We start from the raw sequence: 25,865 nt of genomic DNA on the forward strand, positions 1-25,865 counted from the left end.
GAAAAAATATGAATTATAGTCTTAACGAATTAAATACAATACTTAATTCAAATAAACTAGTTATAAAAAATGATATTTTTATTAAAGGAATTGCCATTGACAGTAGAAAAGTACAAAAAGGAGATTTGTTTATTCCTTTTATTGGAGAAAATGTTGATGGACATGAATACATAGATACAGCATTTAAAAATGGGGCTAGTGCTTCTCTATCTATGAAAAAAAATATAGCTACCAAAAATAATATTATTTTTGTTGAAGATAGTCTAGTAGCTATCCAAAAACTTGCAGAAAATTATTTAACAAAATTAAATGCGAAAGTTATAGCAATTACGGGTTCAAACGGAAAAACAACTACAAAAGATATAGTTTCAGAAATTCTATCATCTAAATATAAGGTTCACAAAACAAGTGGTAATTATAATAATGAATTAGGTCTACCTATAACTATTCTAGCAGCACCAGAAGATACAGAAATATTAGTATTAGAAATGGGAGCAGATGGATTTGGACAATTAGAATTTTTATCTAAATTAACTCAACCTGATTTTGCTATAATAACAAATATTGGTGAAAGCCATATTGAATTTTTTAAAGATAGAAGTGGTATTGCAAGAGGAAAATTTGAAATTACTTCACATTTAAAAAAAGACGGTTTATTTATTTATAACGGTGATGAAGAGCTACTAAATAATATTGTAAAATCTAGTAAAATAAATTACATTTCTTGTGGTATAAACAGTAATAATAAAGTAATTTTAGAAAATTATACACAAGAAAATAATATTATAAAATTTAATATAAGTAATATAGATAGAGAATTAAAAACTAAATTAAAAGGAAAACATAATCTTTTAAATATTATGTATGCTAGTGTTATAGCTAAATCTTTAAATATTAGCGATGAAACTATAATTAAGTCTATTGAAAATATAAAAACAATAACAAAAATGCGATTGGAAAACATAGATTATGGCAATAATTCTTTAATAATAAATGACGCATATAATGCCAGCCCTACTTCTATGAAAGCTGCAATAGATGTTTTAGAAGAAATAAATGGTTATTCTTACAAAACAATTGTATTGGGCGATATGTACGAACTAGGTAGTAACGAAATTAATTTTCACAAAGAAATAGGATTATATATTTCAAAAAATAAAAATACTACTATAAATAAAGTAATTTCTGTTGGGAAATTAGGAAAACATATTACTGATACAATTGATAATAAAAATATAGAAATAAAAAGTTTTACAACTACTAAAGAAGTTGCTGAATACCTAAAAGAAAATAAGAAAACAAATGAAATTATTTTATTTAAGGCTAGTAGAGGAATGAAGTTAGAAACTGTAATAGAAGAAATAAAAAAATAGATTGATACTTATCAATCTATTTTTTATACTTTTGTTAGAAAAGAATTTTCAGATTTTTCAAAACCAATATTACTATAATAGTTAATTGCATTAGGAGCAGCTAATAATACTATCTTTGTATCTTTCATTAATTTATTTTTAACTTCTTCTATTAACTGTTTACCTATTCCCTTATTTTGATATTCAACATATACTGCTAAGTCAGAAATATAACAACAATAATAAAAATCTGTTACACATCTTACTATACCTACTAAATTTTGATTCAAATAAGCACCTATTAATAAATTAGAATTATCTAATATATTTTTTATTCTATTTTTATCATTTACTGGTAGTCTTTCTCTTAATGTTGACTTATTAAGAATTTCAATAAAATCTTCAACAGAAATTTTTTCGATTATTTTATAATTAACATTATTAATTACTTACCTCTTAACTTGTTTGCTATAAACTTATTAGCAGTTAATTCCACGTCATTATTTAATTCTAAAAATTCGTAAGTTCCATATTTATTGTCTAAAGCAGCTTTTATTAAATAATCTGTTACATTAGGATTTTTAGGTAGTATTGGACCATGAAGATAAGTTCCTATTAAATTATTATAAAGTAAGCCCTCTTTTTTGTCATGGTCATTATTTCCATAACCTACTATAACATTACCCAAGCTATTATAATTATGATATGTTCTTCCTCCGTGATTTTCAAAACCAACTATATCTCCAAACTTTTCAGATTCTAATAATATATTTCCAACAAGTCTTGGTTTATTTGCAAGAGATTCTGTATAAAAATCTAAAATATTTAATCCCGCTAACTTATTTCCATCAGCAGTTTTGTAATATTCACCTAAAAATTGATAACCTCCACATATAGTTAAGGCTGGTATACCATCTTCTATCGCTACTTTAAATTCATTTTTTATTTTTACAAATTGTTCAGTAGCAATAGATTGTTCCCTATCTGAACCACCACCAATAAAAAACATATCACAATTAGAAAGTTTTACTCCCCTCGTATCAGTAATATTTTCTACTTCTAAATTTATTCCACGCCACTCGCAACGTTTTTTTAATGAGATGACATTTCCTATATCTCCGTAAAGATTTAACTTGTCTGGCATAAAATGATATAATTTTAAGTTCATTATCTTACCTACTTTCTAATTCTTTTTGAGTTTCTACCAATGCGGTGTAATTAGGTATTACAATATTGTATTCACTATTGAGATTTTTTAATTTTTTAACAGCTAATTTAATATTTTCTTCTACAAAAATTTCTGTTTTTATATCAGCATATTTAATTCTTAAAGCCAAGTCTTTAGCCCTTTTACCAGCACAAATAATATTAGCAATATTTTGCTTTTTTAAAATTTCAAAATTTGAATCCCATATCCAAGAAATATCAAATCCATCTGCCCCATTATCATTTAATACAATAAGATAGTTTATAGCTGAATTTTTATTAATTGTATTTGCCATAGATAAAGATACATTCATACCTGCTGGATTTTTTGCTAGATTTATTAAAGTCATGGCTTCTTTGGAATTTTTTAAAATTTGCATTCTTCCGTTATTAGAAGAATAAGTTGAAATTCCTTTTTTTATTTCCTCTTCACTTAAACCTAAAACTTTTAGTGTTGCATAGGCTGAAATTAAATTATATATATTAAAATCTCCTAATTGATTAGTTGAAAATAGCCCTTCATTATTTATTGATAAATTTATAATCGGATTAACTTCTGCTAAAGTTACTTCGTAATCTGGCTCTACTCTTTTAAAAGAACAATTATCACAAGAATAATTACCTAATTGACTATAATTAATATGAGAATAATTTAACTTATTAGAACAAACAGGACAAAATTTTGATTCAGTAATTCCAATATCTTGAAATTTATATGCCCCATCTTTTATCCCAAAATAAACATTATTTTTCCCGTATTTTGATAATCTATTTACAAAAGGGTCATCGCTATTTAGAATTAACTGAATATCTTTGTCTTTAATTTCATCAGCTATTGTATTTATTAATGTATCAATTTCTCCAAATCTATCAATTTGGTCTCTAAAAAAATTATTAAATACAAATTTTGTAGGTATTATATAGTTCATTACTTTTTTTATTGAACCTTCGTCAATTTCAATAATGGCTATTTTTGTATCTGGTTTACTTTGAATTGCAAACGTAGATATTATGCCATCTAGCATATTTGCACCTTCAAAATTATTAATAATATTAAAGCCTGATTTTTTCAAAGTATGGCCTATTAAGTTAGAAGTAGTTGTTTTTCCGTTAGTTCCTGTAATAAATACTATTTCATTAAATTGATTTGATAGTTTATTTAATATATTTTTATCTAATTTTCTCAAAATTTTTCCAGGTAAATCCGTTCCTTTCTTACCAACAAGTATGCTAGAAAATCTTATTAATTTTGCTAATACACTATAAAATTTTATCATCTTAACTCCTTAATTAATTTTTACTAGAATCAAACATATATCCAGTTCCCCAAACCGTAACAATCATTTTTGAAACTGCAGGAGAGTATACATTAATTTTTTTTCTTATACGTTTTATATGAGTATCGACAGTTCTTAAATCGCCATAAGAATCATAATTCCATACTGCTTTTAATAATTCAGTTCTGCTATGTACTTTATCGGGATATTTAGATAAAAATATTAATAGTTCAAATTCTTTTGGAGTTAAATTTATTTCATAACCTGAAACAAAAACTTTATGAGAATTAACATCAATTATTAATTCATTAAATACCAATACATCTTTAACACTAAATTCTGGCATATAAAAAACACTTTTTTTCGTTCTTTGTAAAATTGCCTTAACTCTCAAAACTACTTCTCTTGGACTAAAGGGTTTAATAACATAGTCATCTGCCCCCATTTCAAAACCGTCAACCCTACTTTGTTCGTCTCCCTTGGCAGAAATTATTATAATTGGTGTAGCCTTAGTAGTTCTTACTTCTCTTAATATTTTTATTCCATTTAATTTTGGTAAATGAATATCTAACAGAATACAAGAGTAATCAACATTTTTTAATTTTTCCAAACCCACTTGTCCATCACAGGCTTCGTCGACTATGTACCCCTCTCTTTCCAGGTACATTGTTAAAAGTTTTCTTATTCTTTCTTCATCATCTATTACAAGTATTTTTTCTGACATATATTAGTTCTCCAAATTCAAAAAATTATCCGTTTTTAGCTTTATTTATTAGTGATTTTACTTCATGAATAGTTAATGGACGATATTCTCCTATTTTAAGTCCCTCTAAATTTAAGCCCTCTATTGCTACCCTTTTAAGTTTGATTACTTCATAACCTAAAGCTTCAAACATTTTTCTAACTTGTCTATTTTTACCTTCAAAAATAGTTACTTGAATAAGTGTATTGCTAGACTTGTTCTTATTTTTTACAATACTTACTTTGGCAGGAGATGTTTTATAATTATCTATTCTAACTCCAGATTTTAAAATTTTTATATGTTTTTCGTCTATTGAACCCTTAATTTTAGCAATATAGGTTTTACTAATCTTGTGTTTAGGATGTGTAATTAAGTTTGTAAATTCTCCATCATTAGTCATAAGTAAAAGACCTGAAGTATCATAATCTAATCTTCCAACAGGAAAAACTCTCTCTGAAACATTTGTGAAAAAATCTTTTACACATTTTCTATCTTTTTCATCAAACATTGAAGTTATAACTTTTTCTGGTTTGTAAAATAAATAATATCTTTTATTTTCTTTCAGCAGCCTAATTCCTTCAACAATTATTATATCGCTAGAACTAGCTTTAGTCCCAAGTTCTCTAACAACTTGTCCGTTAACTGTAACTTTACCATCTTTTATTAATTCTTCAGCCTTTCTTCTAGATGTATAACCAGAAGCCGCTATTAATTTCTGTAATCTTTCTTCCATTTTTTCCTCCTACTATTAAAATTATAATTTCTCATTTATATTTTCTTATATTTTAGGTAATTCTTCTATTTTTTCTAAACCAAATATATCTAAAAATAAGTCAGTCGTTTCATATAATTTTGGTTTTCCAATTTTATCTAAAGTCTTGTTTGAAAAAATAAGTTCTTTTTCCAATAAATTATAGAGCATGCTATCACTATTAACTCCTCTTATTTCATCTATTTGAGCTTTAGAAATAGGTTGATTATAAGCAATTATTGCCAGTGTTTCCAAAGCGGCTTTTGACAATTTAACTAAATTTTTAGAAGACAATTTTTCTTTTATGAATTTATAAATATTATCCTTAACCAACATTTTATAAACACCACCAAATTTTTTTATGACAAAAACTTTGGAATTTTTATTGTATTCATTAAGAAATATATTTAAAATATTTTCTGCTTCATTTAAAGTAATATCAGAGAAAATTGAATAATATTCTATGGATATCCCTTCATCGCCTTTTATAAAAAATAAGCCTTCTAATATTTCTTTTGTATTATCTAATAACATAAATTTATTTTTACTAAATATCTTTAGCCGCGATATATAGTTTTTCTCCTAACTCATTACAAATAATTAACTGTTCTCTTAACATATCTAAAATACAAATAAAAGCTGCGACTAATTCATCTCTAGTTTGAAAATTCAAAATAAATTTTTCAAATTCAAATTTACTATCGTAAGATTTTATTTTGAAAATTATTTCTTCTCTAATTTTTTCTATGGATATTTCTTTCCTATAACGTATATTTTCTTCTAATTTTCTTAATTTATTGGAATTTTCTAAGATGTTTTTAAAGGCTACATATAGCTTTTTAGCAGGCATATTCATTAATTTGGAATCTAACAAGATTTCTTCATTTTCTTTTTCTCCAAAATTATTTCTTATTTCCTGCATTTCAGATAAAATACTTTGAATTTCCTTGTAATTCTTATAATCTACAAGTTTCGTTACTAATTCTTCTTCAATATAGTCGGCTTCTTCATCTTTGGGTAGTAAACTTTTACTTTTAATAAGTATTAGTGTTGACGCCATAACAATATAATCTTCAGCATTTTCTAATGAAATTTCGTCTAATTGCTTAATATATTCTAAATAACTATCTGTCAATTTTTCTATGGGTATATTATGAATATCTATCTCCATCTTTTCAATAAGGTGAAGCAGTAAATCCATTGGTCCTTGGAAAACTTCTAATTCTACATTGTACATTAAATATATTTCCTAACTATTAATTCTATTTCTAGGATGATTTTTTATAATTTTATTTATCTTTGAACTTTTATTCATACTATCTAAATAATTTTTTAAACTTTGAATTGTGCTTAATCCCAAAAGTTCCCTTACTTCGTCTATTGATATGCCATCTTCTAGTAAATGAACTGCCAAGGAATTTCTAAAAGTTGTTGGATTAAGGTCTTTTGTAATTGAAATATCTTCCGCTCTTCTCTTGAAAATTTTCCAAAATCCCTGTCTTGTTAATTTATCTCCTTTTGAAGAAACAAATAAATATTCCATACTATCAAATTTTTTATTACATTCAAAAATATATTTATGCAAAGAGTTTATAGTTTCTTTATTAAGTGGTACAGTATGAATAATATCTTTTTGTCCCTTATATTTTAAATAGCCTATTGATAAATTTACATCTTCATACTTTAAATTTATACAATCTGTTGGTTTTATTCCTATTGCATAAACCAATTCAAAAATTGCCTTATCTCGTAATTCAATAAAAGTATCTCCCTTAAAATTCAGAATTTCACTTATTTCTTCCCTAGAAAATATCACTATTTCTTCTTCAAGTAAATTATTTTTTTTTATTGGTAAGTCAATCTTTATCTTGTTTGCAACAAGATTTTCTTCGAATAAAAATTTATTAAACATATTTATAGAGGAAACTATTCTTGAAATTGTTGAAATTGAATAATTTTCTTTTTTTAAAAATAATAAGTATTTTTTTACGTCTTCGTTATTTGTTGTAAAATTTTCCAGTATTTTTTTTAATGAATAATTATTTAATTTTGTAATATCCAATATATAAGAGTTTATAGTATTTTTAGACAGGGATTTATTTTCTAAATATGTTCTAAATCTATCAATTATTTTTACAGTCATTAGACCTCCAATTATTAATTTTTATTAAAAATATACTTATCGTGTATGGTTGAAATAAAAAGATTAAATAATAATATCAATATTGTTAATAGTATTGCCCTATGCCCAAAGATATTAGAAAAAATTCCTCCTACAATTACTCCAGAAAAGAAAAACAATATTATTACAAAATACAATATTAATTTATTTCTACTAGCTAATTCTTTCTTATAAAAATATCTAAACAAATGTTCACTAGCCGACCTTAAATTCCCAGTACAGAAAATACTAGCAAAGGGTATTTTATTTACAGTTCTAAAACTATCATACTGCATGGCACAAACAAATGAAATAATAAGTGGTCTTATATCAAAAACAATAATATTAGGTACTAAATATACAATAACTAATAATATGGTCTGAATGATTAAGGATAAATTAAGATACCTAGCAATAGATAAATTTGAATATTTTGTTACAATATATTCATTAAAAATAACACCCATAATAAAAAATAAAACTGGTGGTACATAGTTAAAAGAGGTTAAAAAATCTCCTTTTGCAATTTCTAAACCTATAAATATTAAATTTCCTGTTTGAGCATTAGCAAATATTCCCTTTGAATTTATAAAAGTATAAGCGTCAAAAAATCCTCCAACAAATGTTAATAATAATGCTACCAATATTTGTTCATTACTGGGTAAGTTTTTATTTAAAATAATTAAATTTTTTATTTGCATAATAGATTATTGACCTTAGTCAAAAATAACCTCCCATTCATCAACATTTTTATAACATTCAAAACACATTTCTATCTGCTCTTTTGTTGTTCTATTTTGTGAAAGTTCAGGTAATTCATTTAACGAAAAAAATCCAACAGATTCTGTTTCTGTATTTTCTAAAAAATTATGACTTAAATAATCACATAAAACAAAAATTTTCATCATTCCCAAAGGAAATGAATATTCATGATGCTTATTATAATTTAATAGAGCTATAACTTTTATAGGATTTACTACTGCACCAGCTTCTTCATAAGATTCCTTAATTATATTTTCCCTTAATGTTTTATTTACATCTTGGTAGCCGCCAGGTAAAGCCCACTTTCCATCTATTTTTTCTTTAACTAAAAGTATCTTATAATCTTTTATTATAACTGCCCTATTTTCTATTTTAGGAGTTTGATACCCTACTTCATTTGCAAAAAAATTTTTTACTTTTTTTATTGGAAGTTTATATTTATAACTTATCATTTCACAAGCTATTTCTCTAATTCTTTCTGCTCTTTCAATATCAAACTGATTTTTACTATATGCTAGAGTATTTTGTGCTAAAAACTGTAATTCTGTCGCCCAAGAAACTAGCAAATCTGATTTGTATATTTTAATAACATCTTCTAAAAACTTTATACATATAGAATTTTTAATGTCTAAAAATTCATAATCATTCAATATTAGAAATACACTTTGACAATTACTTGTTATTTTATCTTTATTTGCAGTTAAATATAGAGTATTTTTTATGGGGCTATCAATCCTATCTATATAATCAAAATTAATATTATTTTCTAAATAAAGATTTTTTATATTGTTGTCAATTATATCTTTTAATTCAATATCTATTAATAATTTTTTAAACATTAACTAACACCCTACTATAAAATTAATATAATATATATTTTACATTTTTTTATAATTTATGTAAACTCTAAACTATTTTTAAATAAAATAAAAAACGAGATTAATTCTCGTTTTATTAGAATGTTTTAACAGATGTAAATGGATAATATCTTAGCATAACTTTTCCTACGATAGTGTCTTTTTTAACAAAACCAAATGACCTACTATCCGTGCTGTTTGGTCTATTATCTCCCATAACAAAATATGAACCTTCTGGAACAGTTTTTGATTTCGTGCTTATTAAGTATTCAATATTAAAATCTAGCGTAAGATTCACATTCTTAGAATTAGATTTTAACTCTGATTTTTTTTTCTCCAAATATGGTTCTTCAAATTTTTCACCATTAATGTACAAAACATCATCTATAACTTCTACGGTATCTCCAGGAATACCAATTATTCTTTTTATATAATCATCTGTTTCATTAGCGTGAAAGACTATTACATCTCCTCTTTCATAATTTTTACTAACTTTATTTATAAGCACTTTATCACTATCTGCGAATGTGTAATCCATAGAATGCCCTTTTACTGTATAAGGTGCTGCTGCGTAAGTTGTAATTGCAAAATATAGGGATAAAGATACAATTACAACTAAAATCCACTCTAATATTTCTTTTAAAAATTTCACTGTCATTCCTCTTTTATATAAAATTTTACTTTCTAATTATACCACAGTATATAAATTATTACTACACATTTAAGTATTTTTTTAAATCATCAATAATATTTTCAGTATCAGAAAAACCTAAATTATAAATTTTAGTAATTTTTTCTACATCTTTTTCCAACCTTTTTACTTTTAAGTCATAAGAGGGTCTTATTACAAATATTTCCTTGTTTTTTTCTAATTCTTCTATCTTATCTAGTGAATTATTATATACTTTAGCTCTGTTAAAAATAGTTTCAGCTAATTTTCCATATTTCTTTTCTGCAATTTTAAAAAGTATTGGATTTTTTTTAGTAGATTTTCTATATTCATGTGGTCTTGTTAAAACTACAATAATTTTATCATAACCCATTTCTAACATTTTATTTATAGGGATACTATCAGCTATTCCGCCATCTAAATATTTTTTACCATTTATCTCAACTACTTGTGAGAAAAAAGGAAGGGCAGAACTTGCTCTAAAGACTTCCATTTGCTTAAAAACATCTTTTATTTTTATATATTCAGCTTCGCAAGTTTCGATATTTGTAACAGTAGCAAAAAAATCAATATTAGAATCTGCAAATTTTTCTTGATTAAAAACATCTAATTTTTGAGGTATAGTATAATATGCAAATTCTTTATTCACTATATTTCCAGTTTTAATAAAAGATTTTAAACCCATATACATAGGATGTTTTATGTATTTTGTATTGTAATTTAAGGCTCTTCCCCTCTGCTTAGAAACGTAATTGACACCAAAAAGTGAACCTGCAGACACACCTATAATGCCATCAACTTTTATATTATTATCTAAAAAAGAATCTAAAACACCAGCAGTATACATGCCTCTCATTGCTCCGCCTTCTAATAATAATCCTACTTTCATAATAATCCTTTCAAAAAATAATTTTAAAGATTATTCTAACACAAAAAAATTTTTTATGTAAGAAAAAAATATTTCTTAAATATAAATTTTCTTTATATTAATAAAAAAAATAAATAAAACAAAAGTTTTATTTATTTTGCATTCTCTTTCCTCTTTTATCAAAAAATTTTTTATCACTATATTTTTTAGTGTATTTTTTATTATCATTCTTTTTAGATTTTTTGTATGAAGAATTAAATTTTTTATTTTTTTGTGATTTTTTAATTAAAGGTTTTTCATAAGATAATTCAATATCTATATCTTTTTTATCGTTTAATAATTTATTTAGTAAAGTTGTTATAATTTTTTCTGAATTTCTTTCAGCAACTAATTTATTAGCTAAACTTGCTAAACTTGATGTATCTTTTTCTAAATCAACAAGAATTTCATCAAATAATCTATTGTGACGTGATTTTTTAATTTCATCTTTTGTAAATGGACGTAACATTTTTAATCTTTCGCCTTTCATATCTTCTATATCACGAAGATATGGCATTTCAACAGGATTTATAAATGTTACTGAAACACCAGATTTTCCTGCTCGTCCAGTACGCCCTATTCTGTGTGTATAACTTTCTGTATCTTGGGGAACATCAAAATTATAGACATGGGTAACATCCATTATATCAATTCCTCTTGCAGCGACATCAGTAGCAACAAGTATTTGCAGAGAATTATTTTTAAATTTTTTTAAAATTTCTAATCTCTTTGATTGAGTTATATCACCATGCAATCCTTCTGCTAAATATCCCTTAGCAATAAGGGCACTTGATAGTTCATCTACTCTTTTTTTAGTTCTACCGAACACTATTGCAAGATTAGGATTATGAACATCTAAAAAACCTACTAATGTTGATAATTTTTCATTATCTTTTACTATGGTTGCAAATTCTTCTATATCTGGATTTAATTCTTCTAGGCTCATTGTTTTTATCAATTTATAATTATTCATAAATTGTTTTGATAATTCTTTTATAGCATCAGGCATGGTTGCAGAAAATAATAGTGTTTGATGGTTAGTAGAAATTTTTGATAATATGTACTTAACATCATCAATAAATCCCATGTTCAACATTTCATCAGCTTCATCTAAAACTAAGTGAGTTAGGTTGAGTAATTTTAAAGTCTTTCTGTTTATGTGGTCTATAATTCTTCCCGGTGTACCTACAAGAATTTGCGGAGAATTTTTAATATCTTTAATCTGTCTTTCGATACTTGTTCCTCCAAATATTATAGAAATTTTCAATTTTTTATTTTTTGACATTAATCTTAATTGTTCACCAACTTGTTGAGCAAGTTCTCTTGTAGGTGTTAGAATTAATGCTTGAATATCCTTATTATTTTTAATAGTTTCTATTATAGGTATTCCAAAAGCTCCTGTTTTCCCAGAACCTGTTTGTGCTTGTGCCAAAACATCTATTCCAGATAAGACATAGGGAATTGTTTCTGTCTGTATTCCTGTTGGCTCTAAAAAACCCATATCTAGTAAAGAACTTATAGTTTCATTACTAATTCCTAAATCTTCAAATTTTGTCATCTATTTCTCCTTAGTTTCTTTTAATTCTGTACATATGTATTAATATAACTTTATAAGTATACATTATATTAATATATTTGTCACACAATATGGATATTAAAGCAAAAATCAAGTGTTAAAATTACAATATAATTTTCAATACAGCAATAAAATATTTTATTTTTAATCATTATATATAAGTATTCTAAAATAAAAATTTAAATACTAATTTTTTATAATAATAGATAAATAGATTTTTTCTTAAATAAAATATTTCAAAAATATTTATTTTTTTGAATAGTTTTATTTATAAACTATTTCTGCTTTTAATAACAAGAAACAGCAAATTAAAATTTACTGTTTCTTAAATTACTATATTAAATTAGATAAAATATTATTTATAAAACTACCTTCTTCCATTTTCTAATTTTTGTTCTAAAAGTCCCAAAAGGTGCAACAGTATTTACATGAATAAACTTATACACCTCCCACGTAGCTGTTTTTGTAGCTTCATCAGCCCACTTTCTCATATGGGGTTTAAATAATTCTTCATCACTTAAAGAATTAATCATTGCATAAATAGAATTAACATTTTCATTTAATTTATCTTTTAACTCCTGCAAAGATAAATGAGCATAAGTTTCGTTAAACCATTGATACAATTCACCAAGTTGATTCCATTTGAATTTATCAGAAGGTGTTTTTACTTTAAGTCCCTTTCTTTCATCTTCTTCCCATTTTAAAATTAGACTTGTCCAGCCAACTTGATAAGCAAGATTTTCTGCTGGCGTTCTATCTACTTCATCAACTCTCTTATCCTTTAAACTTTCTGGAATATTATCAAATTCTGAAATATACTTTTCAAATTTTTGATTTATTTCTGCTATAAGTTCTTCTTTATCTTTATATACTCGCAAAAAATCATCTCCAAAACTTCTAATTTTAATTTTACAATTACAATATTATAACATATTTAATTTTAGTTTGATATTTTAACTAGTTCAACTTTTCTTTTCTTGCTTAATATTTTTTATAAATTTTTAATTTGTTAAACTTATTTTATCTGAAATTTTAGAATAAAAATTATTTTATATTTTCTTAAATAAAATAAAAAGACAACCTTGCTGTTGTCTTTTTATTTTGTTATTAAATTATAGAAAGAAAATTTTCCTACATTATAGGTTTTAAAAATTCAGACCATGACTCATAATTTCCTATATTTTTCGCCTTGTCTGAATTTAACCATTCAACTAGCAGAGTATCATCTTCTGTAACATTTATTTTTTCTTTATCTACTTCGACGATATATACTAAGCCTATATGCACCTTACCTACTTCTTCTTTATCGTCATTTATTAAACCGATAAATTCTATATTATCTAACACTTCTTGAAAATCTATTCCAATTTCTTCTTCAACTTCTCTTGATGCATTTATTTTTAAAATTTCATCAATATTTTTTTCAGCAACATTATTCATATGCCCACCAATTCCAACTGATGATTTACCGTGTAGTCTTGCTTCTCCTCCACCAATAAGCCTAGTATAGACGAGAACATTACCTGTTTTTTTATCTTTAACCAAAGTATAACTAATTAATTGTTTATATGAAGGGTCTTCTTCCATATCTCCACGTCTTTTTACTTGATAATTAGAAAATGTTTTTCTTATATTGCTAACTTTCTCATCAGATTTTGGTATAAATCCATAAAAGTTATTTTTTTCATTATCAAAAATAATATTTCTTTCTACAACTAATATTTGTTCATCCCACTTACTCATTACTCTCATCACCTATTCTTTTTAAAGTTTCTTCATTTTCTTTATAAAATAATCCGTATATATATTTTTCTGGGTCAAATTCTTCTAAATCGTCAATATTTTCTCCTAAACCTACAAGTTTAACAGGAATATTTAACTCTTTCTTTATAGCAATAACTATACCACCCTTAGCAGTTCCATCAAGTTTTGTTAAAATTACTCCAGTAACATCACTTACTTCTTTAAAAGTTTTTGCTTGTAAAATTCCATTTTGACCAGTTGTTGCATCTATCGTTAATAAAACTTCATGTGGAGCATTAGGAATTTCTTTTTTAATAACTCTGACAATTTTTTCTAATTCTTTCATAAGATGTTCTTTATTTTGCAATCTTCCAGCAGTATCACATAATAAAACATCATAATTTTTTGCTTTTGCTGATTGAATAGCATCAAATATTACAGAGGCTGCATCAGCTCCTTCATGAGATTTTATAATATCAGCTCCACTTCTTTTTGCCCAAACATCTAATTGGTCTATCGCCCCAGCCCTAAATGTATCTCCTGCGGCAATTAAAACTTTTTTGCCTGATTTTTTAAAATTGTAAGCCAGCTTCCCAATAGAAGTTGTTTTACCAACACCATTAACTCCTACAAAAAGATAAACTGATAATTTGTCTTCATTATTAGTTTTCAATTCAACCTTAGTAGTTCCATCCATATAAATTTCTACTAATTTTTCTACAATCATATCTTGTAATTGAGCTGGTTCTTTTAAGTTTTGACGTTTAGATTCTATTTTTAAATAATCTACTAAATCTAAAACAGTATTATAACTAACATCTGATTGAATTAATAATTCCTCTAACTCTTCAAAAAATTCTTCATTAATTTCTCTATAAGAACTTATTAAAATATTTAAAGCGTTGGAAAAATTATCCCTTGATTTTTTTAAACCTTTTTTAAATTTTTCTGTTATTAATTGACTTTCGACTAACTCTTCATATTCATCTAAAGAAATTAGTTCTTCTGTTAATTCTTCTCTTTTAGAAAATTTTTCTTTTAATTTTTGAAAAAAACTACTCACTTATATAATCCTCCTTTAATATATTATCTAAATCAAGTGGCAATAAATAACTTATTCCCTTTTCTTGCATAGTTACTCCGTATAATTTATTCATTGCTTCCATAGTTCCTCTTCTATGGGTAATAACTAAAAATTGATTTTTTTCGGAATACAATTCTAAAAATTTTGCAAATCTATTAACATTAACATCGTCTAAAGCTGCTTCAACCTCATCTAGTATGACAAAAGGAGAATGTTTTATTTCTAATATTGCAAAAAGTAAACTTATAGCCGTTAATGCTTTTTCTCCTCCTGATAAAAGAGATAGTTTTTGAAGTTTTTTTCCTGGAGGGCTTGCTTCTATATTTATTCCAGTATCTAAGATATTATTCGGCTCTTCTAATATTATCTTGGCATTTCCCCCCTTGAATAAAGCACTATATATTCTATTAAAATTATTTGCAACCTTATTAAATGTATCTAAAAATCTGTCCTCTACCTCTTTATCAATTTCTTTAATAGTAGATTTTAATTTTTCTTTAGAATTAATTAAATCTGTTATTTCTGAATTATAGAAATTATATCTATCTGAAACTTCAGCAAATTCTTCTATTGCATTCATATTAACATTACCTAAGCTAGAAATTTCTGCTTTTATTTTTTTTACATCTTCCTTGTAGCTAGAAAATTCTTTAGAGCTTATATTTGTTAATAATTCTTCAGATTTTTCATAAGTTACACTATAATTATTACTCAAATACTCTATTATTTCATCTAATTTAACTTCTAATTTTGTTGCTTTTAAATTAGTTTTTTCTAAATTTTTATTATATTCTTTTAGTTCTACCAATTTGTTTTTATATTGATTATTTAATAAATTATCTTCTGAATATAACTCTTCTCTTTTATGTTTTAATAAGTCTATATCCTTATGTATTAAGTCTAAATTTTCTTGAATTTTCTTAATTTGAAGTTTATAACTTTCTTCATCATCACTAGATAATTTTTCATTTTCTATATTCTTTTCTTCATAATTTATTTTTAAAATTTGAGAATTAATATAATCTAAATCTGTTTTTGTATCATCTAAAATAGATTTTTTATTTTTAATATTTTCTGTAATTTTTGACTTTTCAATATTTAGTTCATTTAAAGTATTTTTACTATCTTCTTCATTCTTAGAAACTAATATTTTTTTATTGTTTTCTTCATTAATTTTATCATCAATTTCTGCTAAAGATTTTTTTATTGCTAATATTTCTTCAGCAATTTTTTCTTCGTTTAAATTATTATTATTTAGTTTATTTATATCATCTAATTTTAAATTTTCTATTTCAATAGCTGATTTTATATTATCTATACTTTCTAATAATAAATTATTTTTAAGACTTAATTCTTTAATTTCTATTTCTAATTTTGAACGAATAGTTACATCATTTTCAATTTTTTTACTAAATTTTATTAGATTATACTCACAAAGTTCTAAATCCTTATTAAAACTCTGTACTCTGTTTTCTATTTGTAATATTTTTTTATTCAAATCTTCAATTTCAGATTTATTTTTTATTATTGAATTGTTATTTTTAAATATTGCTCCCCCTGTTATTGAACCACCACTATTAATAACTTGACCATCTAAGGTAACTATTCTATATTTATAACTTATTTTTTTTGCTATTTTATTACCATTTAATAAGTTATCTACTATAATAACATTACCTAACATATAAGAAATTATATTACTATATGCTTTTTCATAACTTAGTAAATTAGAGGCAATATCAATAAATCCATTTTCAGTAGAAATTTTTGAATAGGTATCGCTATCTATAAATTTCTTTTTTATACTATTTATAGGTAAAAATGTCGCCCTCCCCTTAGAATTATTTTTCAAGTGTTCAATACATTTTCTAGCGACATCTTCATTATCAACAATAATATTTTGCTGAGAGGTTGACAGGGCAGTATCTAATGCTATGGTGTATTTATTATCAAACCTAATTATATCAGCTATTGTATTATGAACACCTGCTATATTACTTTTATTTTTTAATATTTCCTTAACTCCAACATTATAATTATTCAAATTATTATTTTGATTATCTAAAAAGTTTTTCTTATGAGTTAAATTAGTTAGTATTTCTTTTTCCCTATAAATATTTTTTTCCAACTCTTCTTTGTTTGCTAATTCTAGCTTATATTCAGAATTACTATTACTTATTTTTATATCTAAAGCAGTAAATTCTTTATTTTTTAATAACAAGTCCTCATTAATATTATTTAATTTATTCTTTTCATCAAGTAATTTATTTTCAAGTATATCTATTTCTAAATTTATTTTATTGATATTTTGCTTGTTATTATCCTCTACTTTTTTAGAAAATTCTAAATCGTTGCGTAATTTTCCTTCTAAACTAATTAACTTAAAATATTCATCTTTTAAATTTTCAATATTATTTTCTATATCAGATACTGATAAATTTGATTTTTCAGCAAGTAAAATTTTAAGTTTAGAAGATACTTCAGCAAGATTATTTTTTAAAATATTAATTTCTTCTTCTAAATTATTAATTTTTTCTTCAATAATATTTTTTCGTGAAAATAATTCATCTCTTTCCTTATTTATCTTTAATAATAAATTACTCTTATTATTTGCTCTTTCTTTATGAAGATTTAACAAAGAATTAAATTGTTCTACTTCCTTAATTAATTCTACTTCTTTTTCTTTTTTTTCAGTATAATCTTTATCTAAAGCAACTTGATTTTTTTTTATATCAGAAACATTTTCCTCTAAAGATTTTATATCTTCTTCTAAAGTATATATATTTTTAAGATATAAATCAGCCTTACTTTTCAAATCTTCTAATTCTAATTTATAATTTTTAGCAGATAGTGTATTAACTATTATATCTTTTTTTCGTAATTCATCTTTTAGTTTTGTATACTTTTCAGTAAGTTCTTTTTGTTCATAAAGAACATTGTAACGTTCTTTAATTTCTATGAAAATATCATTCAGTCTTTTTATATTATCTTCAGTTTTTTCTAGTTTTAAATTTGTTTCCTTTTTTTTATTCTTATACTTTAAAACACCAGCAGCCTCTTCAATAATTATTCTTCTGTCTTGCGGTTTTGATGACAATATACTTTCAACTTTACCTTGTGTAATTATACTGTAACTCTCTTTATTAATTCCTAAATCAAAATATATATCCGTAATTTCTTTTAATTTAGATTTTTTTCCGTTAATTAAGTATTCACTATCACCATTTCTATACAAACGTCTAGTTATTGTTTTATCTTCTTTATTTACAGAAAAAGTTATAGATACTTCAGCAAAATTTTTCTCTCTTTTTTCTTGAGTTCCAGAAAAGATAACATCTTTCATGCTACCACCTCTGAGATTTTTGGCTGATTGTTCTCCTAAAACCCATCTGATAGCATCAATGATATTACTTTTACCAGAGCCATTTGGACCTACTATTCCTATTAAATTACTATCAATTTTGAAAATAGATTTAGACCTAAAAGACTTAAATCCATTAATTTCAATACTTTTTAAATTCATTAATTCACCTTTTAAATAAAATTAAGTTTTTGTAAAGCTAATTTCGCTGCAATTTGTTCAGACTCTTTTTTTGTTTTAGCTGTGCCTTCCCCAAATTTTTTCTCGTCTATGTATATTGCACTAACAAAAATCTTTTCGTGAGAAGGACCAATGGAAGAAATAAGTTTATACTCTATAACTCCTAATTTTTCCTTACTTATATACTCTTGTAAGATTGTTTTATAATCAATAAACGTGCTATAATCTTCGTCTTGTATTTCTTTAAACAATGTTTTACTCAAGAAATTTTTTACACTTTCTAAACCTTTATCAAGATAAAGTGCACCAAGAAATGATTCAAATATATCTGCTAGCAAAGCTGGTCTATTTCTTCCACCAATTTTTTCTTCACCCTTGCCTAGAATAATATATTTGTCAAATCCTAATTTTTTAGCTTGTTTTACTAATGATGGCTCACAAACTACCGAAGCCCTTATTTTTGTTAATTGCCCCTCTGAAAAATTCGGGAATTTTATATATAAATACTCACTGACACTTATTTCTAAAGTTGCATCACCTAAAAATTCTAGTCTTTCATAACTATCATGTTTGAGTAAATTTTTTTGTTCATTTATATACGAAGAATGGGTAAATGCCATTTCATAATTTTTATTATAATTAATCTTCATATCATAAATTTTATTTAGTTCATTAATTAATTCATTGATTCTATTCATTTTTTCTCCTTAAAGCACCTTTATTGATTATAACATAAACACTAATTATAAGCGATACAGGATATTAAAAAAGTTCTAACTTAGATAACTAAATTAGAACTAGATAAATTCAAAAATGGGGCGGCTGACGGGAATCGAACCCGCGTATGTCGGAACCACAATCCGATGCGTTAACCACTTCGCCACAGCCGCCATAAATAAAAAAAGAAATTATAATGGCGGTCCCGACGGGAATCGAACCCGCGATCTCCTGCGTGACAGGCAGGCGTGATAACCGCTACACCACGGGACCAAAACGATATTATAATCTCTAAAAAATTCAAATGGTGACCCGTACGGGATTCGAACCCGTGTTACCGCCGTGAAAGGGCGGTGTCTTAACCACTTGACCAACGGGCCAAAATAACGGAGCAGGAGGGATTTGAACCCTCGCGCCGGTTTCCCGACCTACACCCTTAGCAGGGGCGCCTCTTCAGCCTCTTGAGTACTACTCCAAGCTCCACAGGCAGGACTCGAACCTGCGACCCTCTGATTAACAGTCAGATGCTACTACCAACTGAGCTACTGTGGAATATAACGTTCAACAGAACATTTATAATTATACAAATTTTATATCCGAATGTCAATAGTAAAATTAATTAATATTTCAATTTATATAAATTTTTATTATTTAATATTTGTTCCTTTATTTTTTCAAGATTTTCATTTTTAATATAATATATTTCAATATTTTCTTTTAAAGTTTTTATATCAATATTTGAATATCCAAATTTTCTAATTATAGGTCCTTTATTTATATCCACACTCTGAATAATATTATAGGGTATAAATATTTTTGATTTAATAAAAACACCTGATACAATTATAATTCCCTCATTAGATATTGTATAAGAATAAATTTTACAAAAAACATTAGTTTCTATTAAGATATATGCTATTATTAATAAATTTAACACAAAATAAATTATCAAAAAATTTTTAAAATTTATTACTGAAATTTTGTTAGAAATTATCAAATATGTAAAAACACTAAAAATTATTAAAGAATATACAGCAAGAGGTATAAAATTACCTATTCTTATAACTTTTAAACTTTCTTTATCAAGTTCTATATTTTGTTTTTTAAATATTTCTTTCATAACTACTCCTTTTCTAAATAGGTCTTAACCTTATCGACAAAATTTTCTTCATAATAGGGTAATATCAAGTCAGAATTTTTACCGATAGAATTTATAACTATATGACATAATTTTTTCTTTTTCAAAAACACATTACTTTTTATTGAAATACTACCTACCTTAATGGACTTTAAATAATCTATTCTTTTATTAAAATAAAAAGTATCTTTTTTTATAATCATATTTTCTGACAAACTTATGGCAAGATTTTTAACATTATACTTGTAAGTTCCTATGGCAAAAACTACTAGAATTAAAAAAGCAAAATGGCTTATAAAATATATTGAAAAAACAGAAAGTTTCCATTTTTCTATTGGTAAAACAAGCAAGCAAATATTAATTAAAACTAAAACAGTAAAGCAACCAATTATTCTCCAACGTAAAATAATTTTCTTAGCCCTAGCAGGTGTTTTTTCATAATTTTCTTTTTCATAATTAGCAGTATCTAAGTATAAAACTTCTTTTAAAAAATTATCAATAAATTCTTTTTTAGCTATAGGAATTAATATTATATTGTTTTTATTTTTAGATATATCATCAATTACATTACTTGCAGTAGTAACTATTTCCAAACTTGCTAACTTGAATAACCTAGATTTATAACTTTCTATTATCGAAATTTTTTGTATCCTTTCTTTTTTAATAACTAAAGCATTTTTATTTACTAAACCGTATTTTAAAATAAGTTTATCCTCTTTATTTTGTAAAGTGAATCCATAAAATTTAATCATTGCTAGTAAAAATGAAATGATAAAAATAATAAATAAAATAAGGAACAAGGCAGATATAAAAGATATAATATCTATAAAATAACCATCACCTTTAGAAAGTATATAATTCTTTAAATTAAAATCAAAAAAATCTTTAAAAAAGTCTGCAATTTTATCTAAAAAAGTCATAATTATAAGAATTGTTGCTATTATCTTAGATTCTAATAAACCTAAAAGAAATAAATTTTTTAATGTTAGTTTAAAAGTTGCATCATCTTTTGCTAATAAATTATCTTCTGATGGCAATTTATTTACATTATGTATAAGAATATTTGCTTCGTTTCTTGTAATAGGAGATAATTTAACATTTTCATTCAAAATATTAATATCTAAAGACACTAAACCAAATAATTGATATAAAATATTAGCTGAAGAATCTATATTTTGAATATTTGAAAATTGTATTATTTTTATTTCTTTTTTTATAAAACCATGATTATATATCAAAGAATCTTCTTTTAACTCATAAAAAGTATTAACATAACTTAAAATTTGATAGGCCAAATTTATTAACCCAAATAATAGTAACATAAGCAAAAATTCTTTTGAACTTTTAGTATTTTTAAGATTAAATAAGAATAGTATTAACAGCTTATAATTTGAAAAAAATCTAAAAAGAATATAAAAAGGACTTAATTTTATTTTCTTATTCTTCATAATTTTCCTCCTTTATAATATTTTTATTAATATAATTTTTTATAATTTCTTCAATTTGATATATCTTGGTTTCTTCCACATAAATACTTGTTGTGTCAGATGAAGATGATATTGATAATTTATATAAAGAAAAATATTTCATAATAAAACCTTGTCTTATTTCATAACATAAAAGATTTTTAGTAGGTATTATATCCTTTTTAAAATAAAATGTATAAAATCTATTTATATTATTAATAATTTCTATATCACTTAAAGTTATATATGTATTTTCTTGATATTTTTTAAAGAAAATTTGATAAAAAATAATATTAAATATCATAATACAAAATAAAACGATGAAAAATAACAATATATATAAGTAAAAATTAAAAATTTTAACAAATAAAAATGATATAAAAAAAATAATTAAAGAATTAATTATACCTTTTAATAACTTATATTTTCTAATATTCGGTAAATTATACTTCATAAACCTTCCTCCTTATGAATTAAAATTTTATATTAAATTTAAGTCTTTTTCTCTTTTTATATAAGTATCATAGCCATGTCCTGGATAAACTTTTTTATTTCCATCTAACTTAAATAATACATTATGTATAGAATTTTTTAACTCCTTATAATCTGAACCAGGTAAATCGTATCTACCATAACCGCTCATAAATAAAGCATCTCCTACTACAACAAAATCTCCAAAGTCAAATGACAGTCCTCCTGGCGAATGCCCTGGTGTAGGTAAAACTTTAAATGTCATACCTGCTAAAGTATATTCTTTGTAATTTTCAAATTCAAATTCTGCTGGGAAAGTTTTAATACCATTTTCTATACCCGCAACAGAAGATAAATTTAATTCTGGAGAAGAAAGCCAATCACTTTCTTTTGGTGAAATGTATACCGGAATTTTATAATATTTTCTACATTCATCTAGTCCAGCTATGTGGTCAAAATGTGCATGTGTTAAAATAATAGCTTCTACATTCAAACACAATCTATCTATTTCTTTTTTTATTTTTTTAAAACCATACCCTGGGTCTACAATTATTGCCCTCTCATCTTTATGAATGATATAACAATTTTCATCAATCATATCCATTACTAATCGTTCAACTTTTATATTGTTCATGTTACCTCCAAATGTAAAAAATTTTTTCAATATAATTATAGCACAAAAAAAAATTACTTAAAATAAATTTATTAATTTTAAGTAATTCTTGTATATTTAACTTCTATTATTATTTACATTTAAAATTATCAAGATAAATCTCATTAATTCCATTAATGCAACAACTGCAGCTGCAACATAAGTTAGGGCTGCTGCTGTAAGAACTTTTTTACAGTGTCTGTGTTCTTGACTGTTTACTATTCCTAAATCAACTACTTGCTCCAAAGCTCTTTTTGAAGCATCAAATTCTACTGGTAAAGTTACAATTTGAAACAGAACCGCAAACAACATAAATAGAACACCAATCCATGCTATATAAATACCTAAGCCTCCTGTCATAAAGTAAGTCAAACCTAGACCTACCATTATTAAAATCATAGATAAATTACTTCCTAAATTTGCAATAGGTACAAATGAATGTCTTAATCTCATAGGCTTATAGTCTGCAACCTTATCTTGAATAACATGTCCAATTTCGTGTGCTGCTATGGCAACAGAAGCCACCGTTGGTTGTGAATATACTATCGGAGATAATACAACTACGTTTTCTTTAGGATTATAGTGGTCTGATAGTTCAACTTCTCCCCTAACAACTTTAACGTCTGTTATTCCATTAGCTTTTAATATTACTTCTGCTACTTCTTTTCCTGTAAGTCCAGATAAAGTTTTTACTGTTTTGTATCTACTATATGTGCTTTTAACCTTCATTTGTGCCCAAAGTGGAATTATCATAAGTAAAGCAAAATAAAGTAAATAAGTTCCTGATATTCCATACATTCCAAATCCATAAATATTTGGCATAATTCATACCTCCTATGAATAAAATTATGAATAGATTATAACATATTCTTTATTTATTTTCTAGTTTTTAAACTTTAGCTAATATCTTTTATTCTTCAGAATATTTAGCTTTTCTTGCCATCTTTTCTCTGACAGCTTTATCAAGTTCTTTTTTTCTTAATCTGATAGATTCTGGAGTAACTTCTAAATATTCATCATCATTTAAGTATTCTAAACTTTCTTCTAAAGTCATTATTTTTGCTTTTTTCAGTGTTACAGTTTGGTCTTTTGTTGATGAACGAACATTGGTTTGTGCTTTTGCTTTTGTAATATTTACTGTTAAATCATTTTCTCTATTATTTTCACCAACAATCATACCACCATAAACATCTGTTCCTGGTTCAACAAATACAATACCTCTATCTTCTAAACTTGATATTGAATAAGCTGTAGGCTGTCCGTTTTCAAGAGCAACTAATACTCCATTTCTTCTACCACCGACACGCCCTTTTTGCATAGGCTGATAAGAATCAAATGTATGATTTAAAATACCATATCCTTTAGTTAAAGACATAAATTCTGTTCTATATCCTATTAATCCCCTTGCTGGAACATTAAATATAAGTCTTGTTTGTCCATTTCCGTCTGATTGCATATCAACCATATCACCTTTACGCTGACCGATAGATTCTATTACAGCTCCAACACAATCTTCAGGAGTATCTATTTGTACTCTTTCGATAGGTTCGCAATCAACACCGTCAATATTTTTTATTATTACTTCGGGCTTAGAAACTTGCAATTCAAAACCTTCTCTTCTCATATTTTCTATTAATATTGACAAATGCAATTCTCCACGTCCACTAACAACCCAAGAATCACTACTTGCTTGTTCTACTCTTAAAGAAACATCAGTTTCTAACTGTTGCATTAATCTATCTTCAATTTTGCTTGCAGTTACCCATTTTCCTTCTTTTCCTGCAAATGGTGAATTATTTACTAAAAATGTCATCTGCAATGTCGGTTCGTCTATGTGCAGAACTGGCAAAGGCTCTTGACAATCAATAGAGCAAACTGTTTCCCCAACATTAATATCATCCATACCACTAACTGCAACTATATCTCCTGCTTTAGCTGTTTGTATTTCTTCACGTTTCAAACCAAAATATCCAAAGATTTTTGTAACTCGGAAATTCTTAACTGTTCCGTCTAATTTTATCAGTGTAACAGAGTCCCCTAGACTCATTTGTCCTCTAAATACACGACCTATTCCAATACGTCCAACATAATCATTATAATCTAATAGGGCTGTTTGAAATTGTAAAGGTTCTTCATGATTGTCTACTGGTGCTGGGACATATTTTAAAATTGTTTCATACAGACACTTCATGTTGCTATCTTGTTTACTTGGGTCGCTATCTAAAGAAGCAGTTCCATTAATTGCTGAAGCATAGACAACTGGAAATTCTAATTGGTCATCATCTGATCCTAATTCAATAAATAAATCTATTACTTCGTCCACCACTTCTTCTGGACGAGCTGAATCTTTATCAATTTTATTAACAACAACTATTGGTTTTAAGTGTTGTTCTAAAGCTTTTTTTAATACAAATCTTGTTTGTGGCATTGTTCCTTCATAAGCATCTACTACCAAAAGAACACCATCAACCATTTTCATTATTCTTTCTACTTCTCCACCAAAATCGGCATGTCCTGGAGTATCTAGTATATTAATTCTTTTTCCGTCATAATCAATAGCAGTATTTTTTGCTAATATTGTTATACCACGTTCTCTTTCTAAATCATTAGAATCCATTGCTCTTTCTTCTACATGTTCATTAGAACGAAATATACCCGATTGTTTTAACAATTCATCAACAAGAGTTGTTTTACCGTGGTCAACATGGGCAATAATAGCTATATTTCTAATATCTTCTCTAAATTTTTTAGACATTAATCTTCTCCTTAAAGTTTACTAACCAAACAATATT

At 25.4% G+C, this 25,865-nt stretch carries 25 protein-coding genes and 5 tRNA genes; 1 reads left to right on the top strand and 29 read right to left on the bottom strand.

Annotated features, from left to right (window positions below; all coding sequences use genetic code 11):
* Positions 1-8 precede the first annotated feature (8 nt).
* Positions 9-1,373, top strand: a complete 1,365-nt coding sequence (gene murF, locus KMP11_RS04010) for a UDP-N-acetylmuramoyl-tripeptide--D-alanyl-D-alanine ligase (protein WP_216279521.1) — start codon at positions 9-11, stop codon at positions 1,371-1,373.
* 23 nt (positions 1,374-1,396) lie between these two features.
* Here murF and KMP11_RS04015 read toward each other — a convergent pair whose 3' ends face one another.
* From KMP11_RS04015 to typA, 29 genes are all read right to left on the bottom strand, one after another.
* Positions 1,397-1,798, bottom strand: coding sequence for a GNAT family N-acetyltransferase (locus KMP11_RS04015; RefSeq protein WP_215756036.1), 402 nt, complete (start codon positions 1,796-1,798; stop codon positions 1,397-1,399).
* Positions 1,798-2,520 carry a type 1 glutamine amidotransferase gene (locus tag KMP11_RS04020; RefSeq protein ID WP_215756021.1) on the bottom strand — a complete coding sequence of 241 codons (723 nt, stop codon included), beginning with the start codon at positions 2,518-2,520 and terminating at the stop codon, positions 1,798-1,800. Before KMP11_RS04020 ends, KMP11_RS04015 begins: the two co-directional genes overlap by 1 nt.
* A gap of 4 nt (positions 2,521-2,524) precedes the next feature.
* Complete coding sequence (locus KMP11_RS04025; protein WP_215756020.1) at positions 2,525-3,835, bottom strand: MurT ligase domain-containing protein; 1,311 nt, start codon at positions 3,833-3,835, stop codon at positions 2,525-2,527.
* Between the two features lie 13 nt (positions 3,836-3,848).
* Positions 3,849-4,559, bottom strand: a complete 711-nt coding sequence (locus tag KMP11_RS04030; protein ID WP_215756019.1) for a response regulator transcription factor — start codon at positions 4,557-4,559, stop codon at positions 3,849-3,851.
* A 25-nt stretch (positions 4,560-4,584) separates the two neighbouring features.
* Positions 4,585-5,310 (bottom strand): pseudouridine synthase, encoded by a 726-nt coding sequence (locus tag KMP11_RS04035; RefSeq protein WP_215756018.1) that lies wholly within the window; start codon positions 5,308-5,310, stop codon positions 4,585-4,587.
* 45 nt (positions 5,311-5,355) lie between these two features.
* A complete protein-coding gene (gene scpB, locus KMP11_RS04040; protein ID WP_215756017.1) occupies positions 5,356-5,862 on the bottom strand; it encodes an SMC-Scp complex subunit ScpB in 507 nt (168 codons plus the stop codon).
* Positions 5,863-5,875: 13 nt separating this feature from the next.
* Positions 5,876-6,565, bottom strand: a complete 690-nt coding sequence (locus KMP11_RS04045; RefSeq protein WP_215756016.1) for a segregation and condensation protein A — start codon at positions 6,563-6,565, stop codon at positions 5,876-5,878.
* A 12-nt stretch (positions 6,566-6,577) separates the two neighbouring features.
* On the bottom strand, positions 6,578-7,471 hold the full coding sequence (locus KMP11_RS04050; RefSeq protein WP_216279522.1) for a tyrosine-type recombinase/integrase: 894 nt from the start codon (positions 7,469-7,471) through the stop codon (positions 6,578-6,580).
* A gap of 14 nt (positions 7,472-7,485) precedes the next feature.
* A complete protein-coding gene (locus KMP11_RS04055) occupies positions 7,486-8,190 on the bottom strand; it encodes a YoaK family protein (RefSeq protein ID WP_216279523.1) in 705 nt (234 codons plus the stop codon).
* A gap of 15 nt (positions 8,191-8,205) precedes the next feature.
* Positions 8,206-9,090, bottom strand: a complete 885-nt coding sequence (locus tag KMP11_RS04060; RefSeq protein WP_216279524.1) for an NUDIX hydrolase — start codon at positions 9,088-9,090, stop codon at positions 8,206-8,208.
* Between the two features lie 115 nt (positions 9,091-9,205).
* Positions 9,206-9,760, bottom strand: coding sequence for a signal peptidase I (lepB, locus tag KMP11_RS04065; protein ID WP_215756035.1), 555 nt, complete (start codon positions 9,758-9,760; stop codon positions 9,206-9,208).
* A gap of 61 nt (positions 9,761-9,821) precedes the next feature.
* Positions 9,822-10,667, bottom strand: coding sequence for a patatin-like phospholipase family protein (locus KMP11_RS04070; RefSeq protein WP_216279525.1), 846 nt, complete (start codon positions 10,665-10,667; stop codon positions 9,822-9,824).
* 127 nt (positions 10,668-10,794) lie between these two features.
* Complete coding sequence (locus KMP11_RS04075; RefSeq protein WP_215756011.1) at positions 10,795-12,243, bottom strand: DEAD/DEAH box helicase; 1,449 nt, start codon at positions 12,241-12,243, stop codon at positions 10,795-10,797.
* 377 nt (positions 12,244-12,620) lie between these two features.
* The gene (locus KMP11_RS04080; protein WP_216279526.1) at positions 12,621-13,139 is read right to left on the bottom strand and encodes a ClbS/DfsB family four-helix bundle protein; all 519 of its coding nucleotides are present in this window, start codon (positions 13,137-13,139) and stop codon (positions 12,621-12,623) included.
* A gap of 253 nt (positions 13,140-13,392) precedes the next feature.
* Positions 13,393-14,004: an NUDIX domain-containing protein gene (locus tag KMP11_RS04085; protein ID WP_216279527.1), complete on the bottom strand. Its 612-nt coding sequence runs from the start codon at positions 14,002-14,004 to the stop codon at positions 13,393-13,395.
* Positions 13,997-15,067 (bottom strand): signal recognition particle-docking protein FtsY, encoded by a 1,071-nt coding sequence (gene ftsY, locus KMP11_RS04090; protein ID WP_216279528.1) that lies wholly within the window; start codon positions 15,065-15,067, stop codon positions 13,997-13,999. The genes KMP11_RS04085 and ftsY overlap by 8 nt, the downstream gene beginning before the upstream one ends.
* Positions 15,060-18,611: a chromosome segregation protein SMC gene (smc, locus tag KMP11_RS04095; protein WP_216279529.1), complete on the bottom strand. Its 3,552-nt coding sequence runs from the start codon at positions 18,609-18,611 to the stop codon at positions 15,060-15,062. Before smc ends, ftsY begins: the two co-directional genes overlap by 8 nt.
* 11 nt (positions 18,612-18,622) lie before the next feature.
* Positions 18,623-19,327 carry a ribonuclease III gene (gene rnc, locus KMP11_RS04100; protein ID WP_215756006.1) on the bottom strand — a complete coding sequence of 235 codons (705 nt, stop codon included), beginning with the start codon at positions 19,325-19,327 and terminating at the stop codon, positions 18,623-18,625.
* 116 nt (positions 19,328-19,443) lie between these two features.
* A tRNA-His gene (locus KMP11_RS04105) sits at positions 19,444-19,519 on the bottom strand.
* Between the two features lie 24 nt (positions 19,520-19,543).
* Positions 19,544-19,619, bottom strand: a tRNA-Asp gene (locus tag KMP11_RS04110).
* Positions 19,620-19,651: 32 nt separating this feature from the next.
* A tRNA-Glu gene (locus KMP11_RS04115) sits at positions 19,652-19,726 on the bottom strand.
* A 7-nt stretch (positions 19,727-19,733) separates the two neighbouring features.
* Positions 19,734-19,821, bottom strand: a tRNA-Ser gene (locus tag KMP11_RS04120).
* Between the two features lie 3 nt (positions 19,822-19,824).
* Positions 19,825-19,898 (bottom strand) — tRNA-Asn (locus KMP11_RS04125).
* A gap of 67 nt (positions 19,899-19,965) precedes the next feature.
* A complete protein-coding gene (locus KMP11_RS04130) occupies positions 19,966-20,466 on the bottom strand; it encodes a PH domain-containing protein (RefSeq protein ID WP_215756005.1) in 501 nt (166 codons plus the stop codon).
* Between the two features lie 2 nt (positions 20,467-20,468).
* On the bottom strand, positions 20,469-21,932 hold the full coding sequence (locus KMP11_RS04135) for a PH domain-containing protein (RefSeq protein WP_216279530.1): 1,464 nt from the start codon (positions 21,930-21,932) through the stop codon (positions 20,469-20,471).
* On the bottom strand, positions 21,922-22,254 hold the full coding sequence (locus KMP11_RS04140) for a hypothetical protein (RefSeq protein ID WP_216279531.1): 333 nt from the start codon (positions 22,252-22,254) through the stop codon (positions 21,922-21,924). The genes KMP11_RS04135 and KMP11_RS04140 overlap by 11 nt, the downstream gene beginning before the upstream one ends.
* Before the next feature lie 177 nt (positions 22,255-22,431).
* On the bottom strand, positions 22,432-23,055 hold the full coding sequence (locus KMP11_RS04145) for an MBL fold metallo-hydrolase (protein ID WP_216279532.1): 624 nt from the start codon (positions 23,053-23,055) through the stop codon (positions 22,432-22,434).
* Between the two features lie 96 nt (positions 23,056-23,151).
* Positions 23,152-23,895: a zinc metallopeptidase gene (locus tag KMP11_RS04150; RefSeq protein WP_371741325.1), complete on the bottom strand. Its 744-nt coding sequence runs from the start codon at positions 23,893-23,895 to the stop codon at positions 23,152-23,154.
* 88 nt (positions 23,896-23,983) lie between these two features.
* Positions 23,984-25,828: a translational GTPase TypA gene (typA, locus tag KMP11_RS04155; protein ID WP_216279533.1), complete on the bottom strand. Its 1,845-nt coding sequence runs from the start codon at positions 25,826-25,828 to the stop codon at positions 23,984-23,986.
* Positions 25,829-25,865 lie beyond the last annotated feature (37 nt).

Origin of the sequence: Gemella sp. zg-570, from assembly GCF_018866345.1 — a bacterium.
Lineage (GTDB): Bacteria > Bacillota > Bacilli > Staphylococcales > Gemellaceae > Gemelliphila.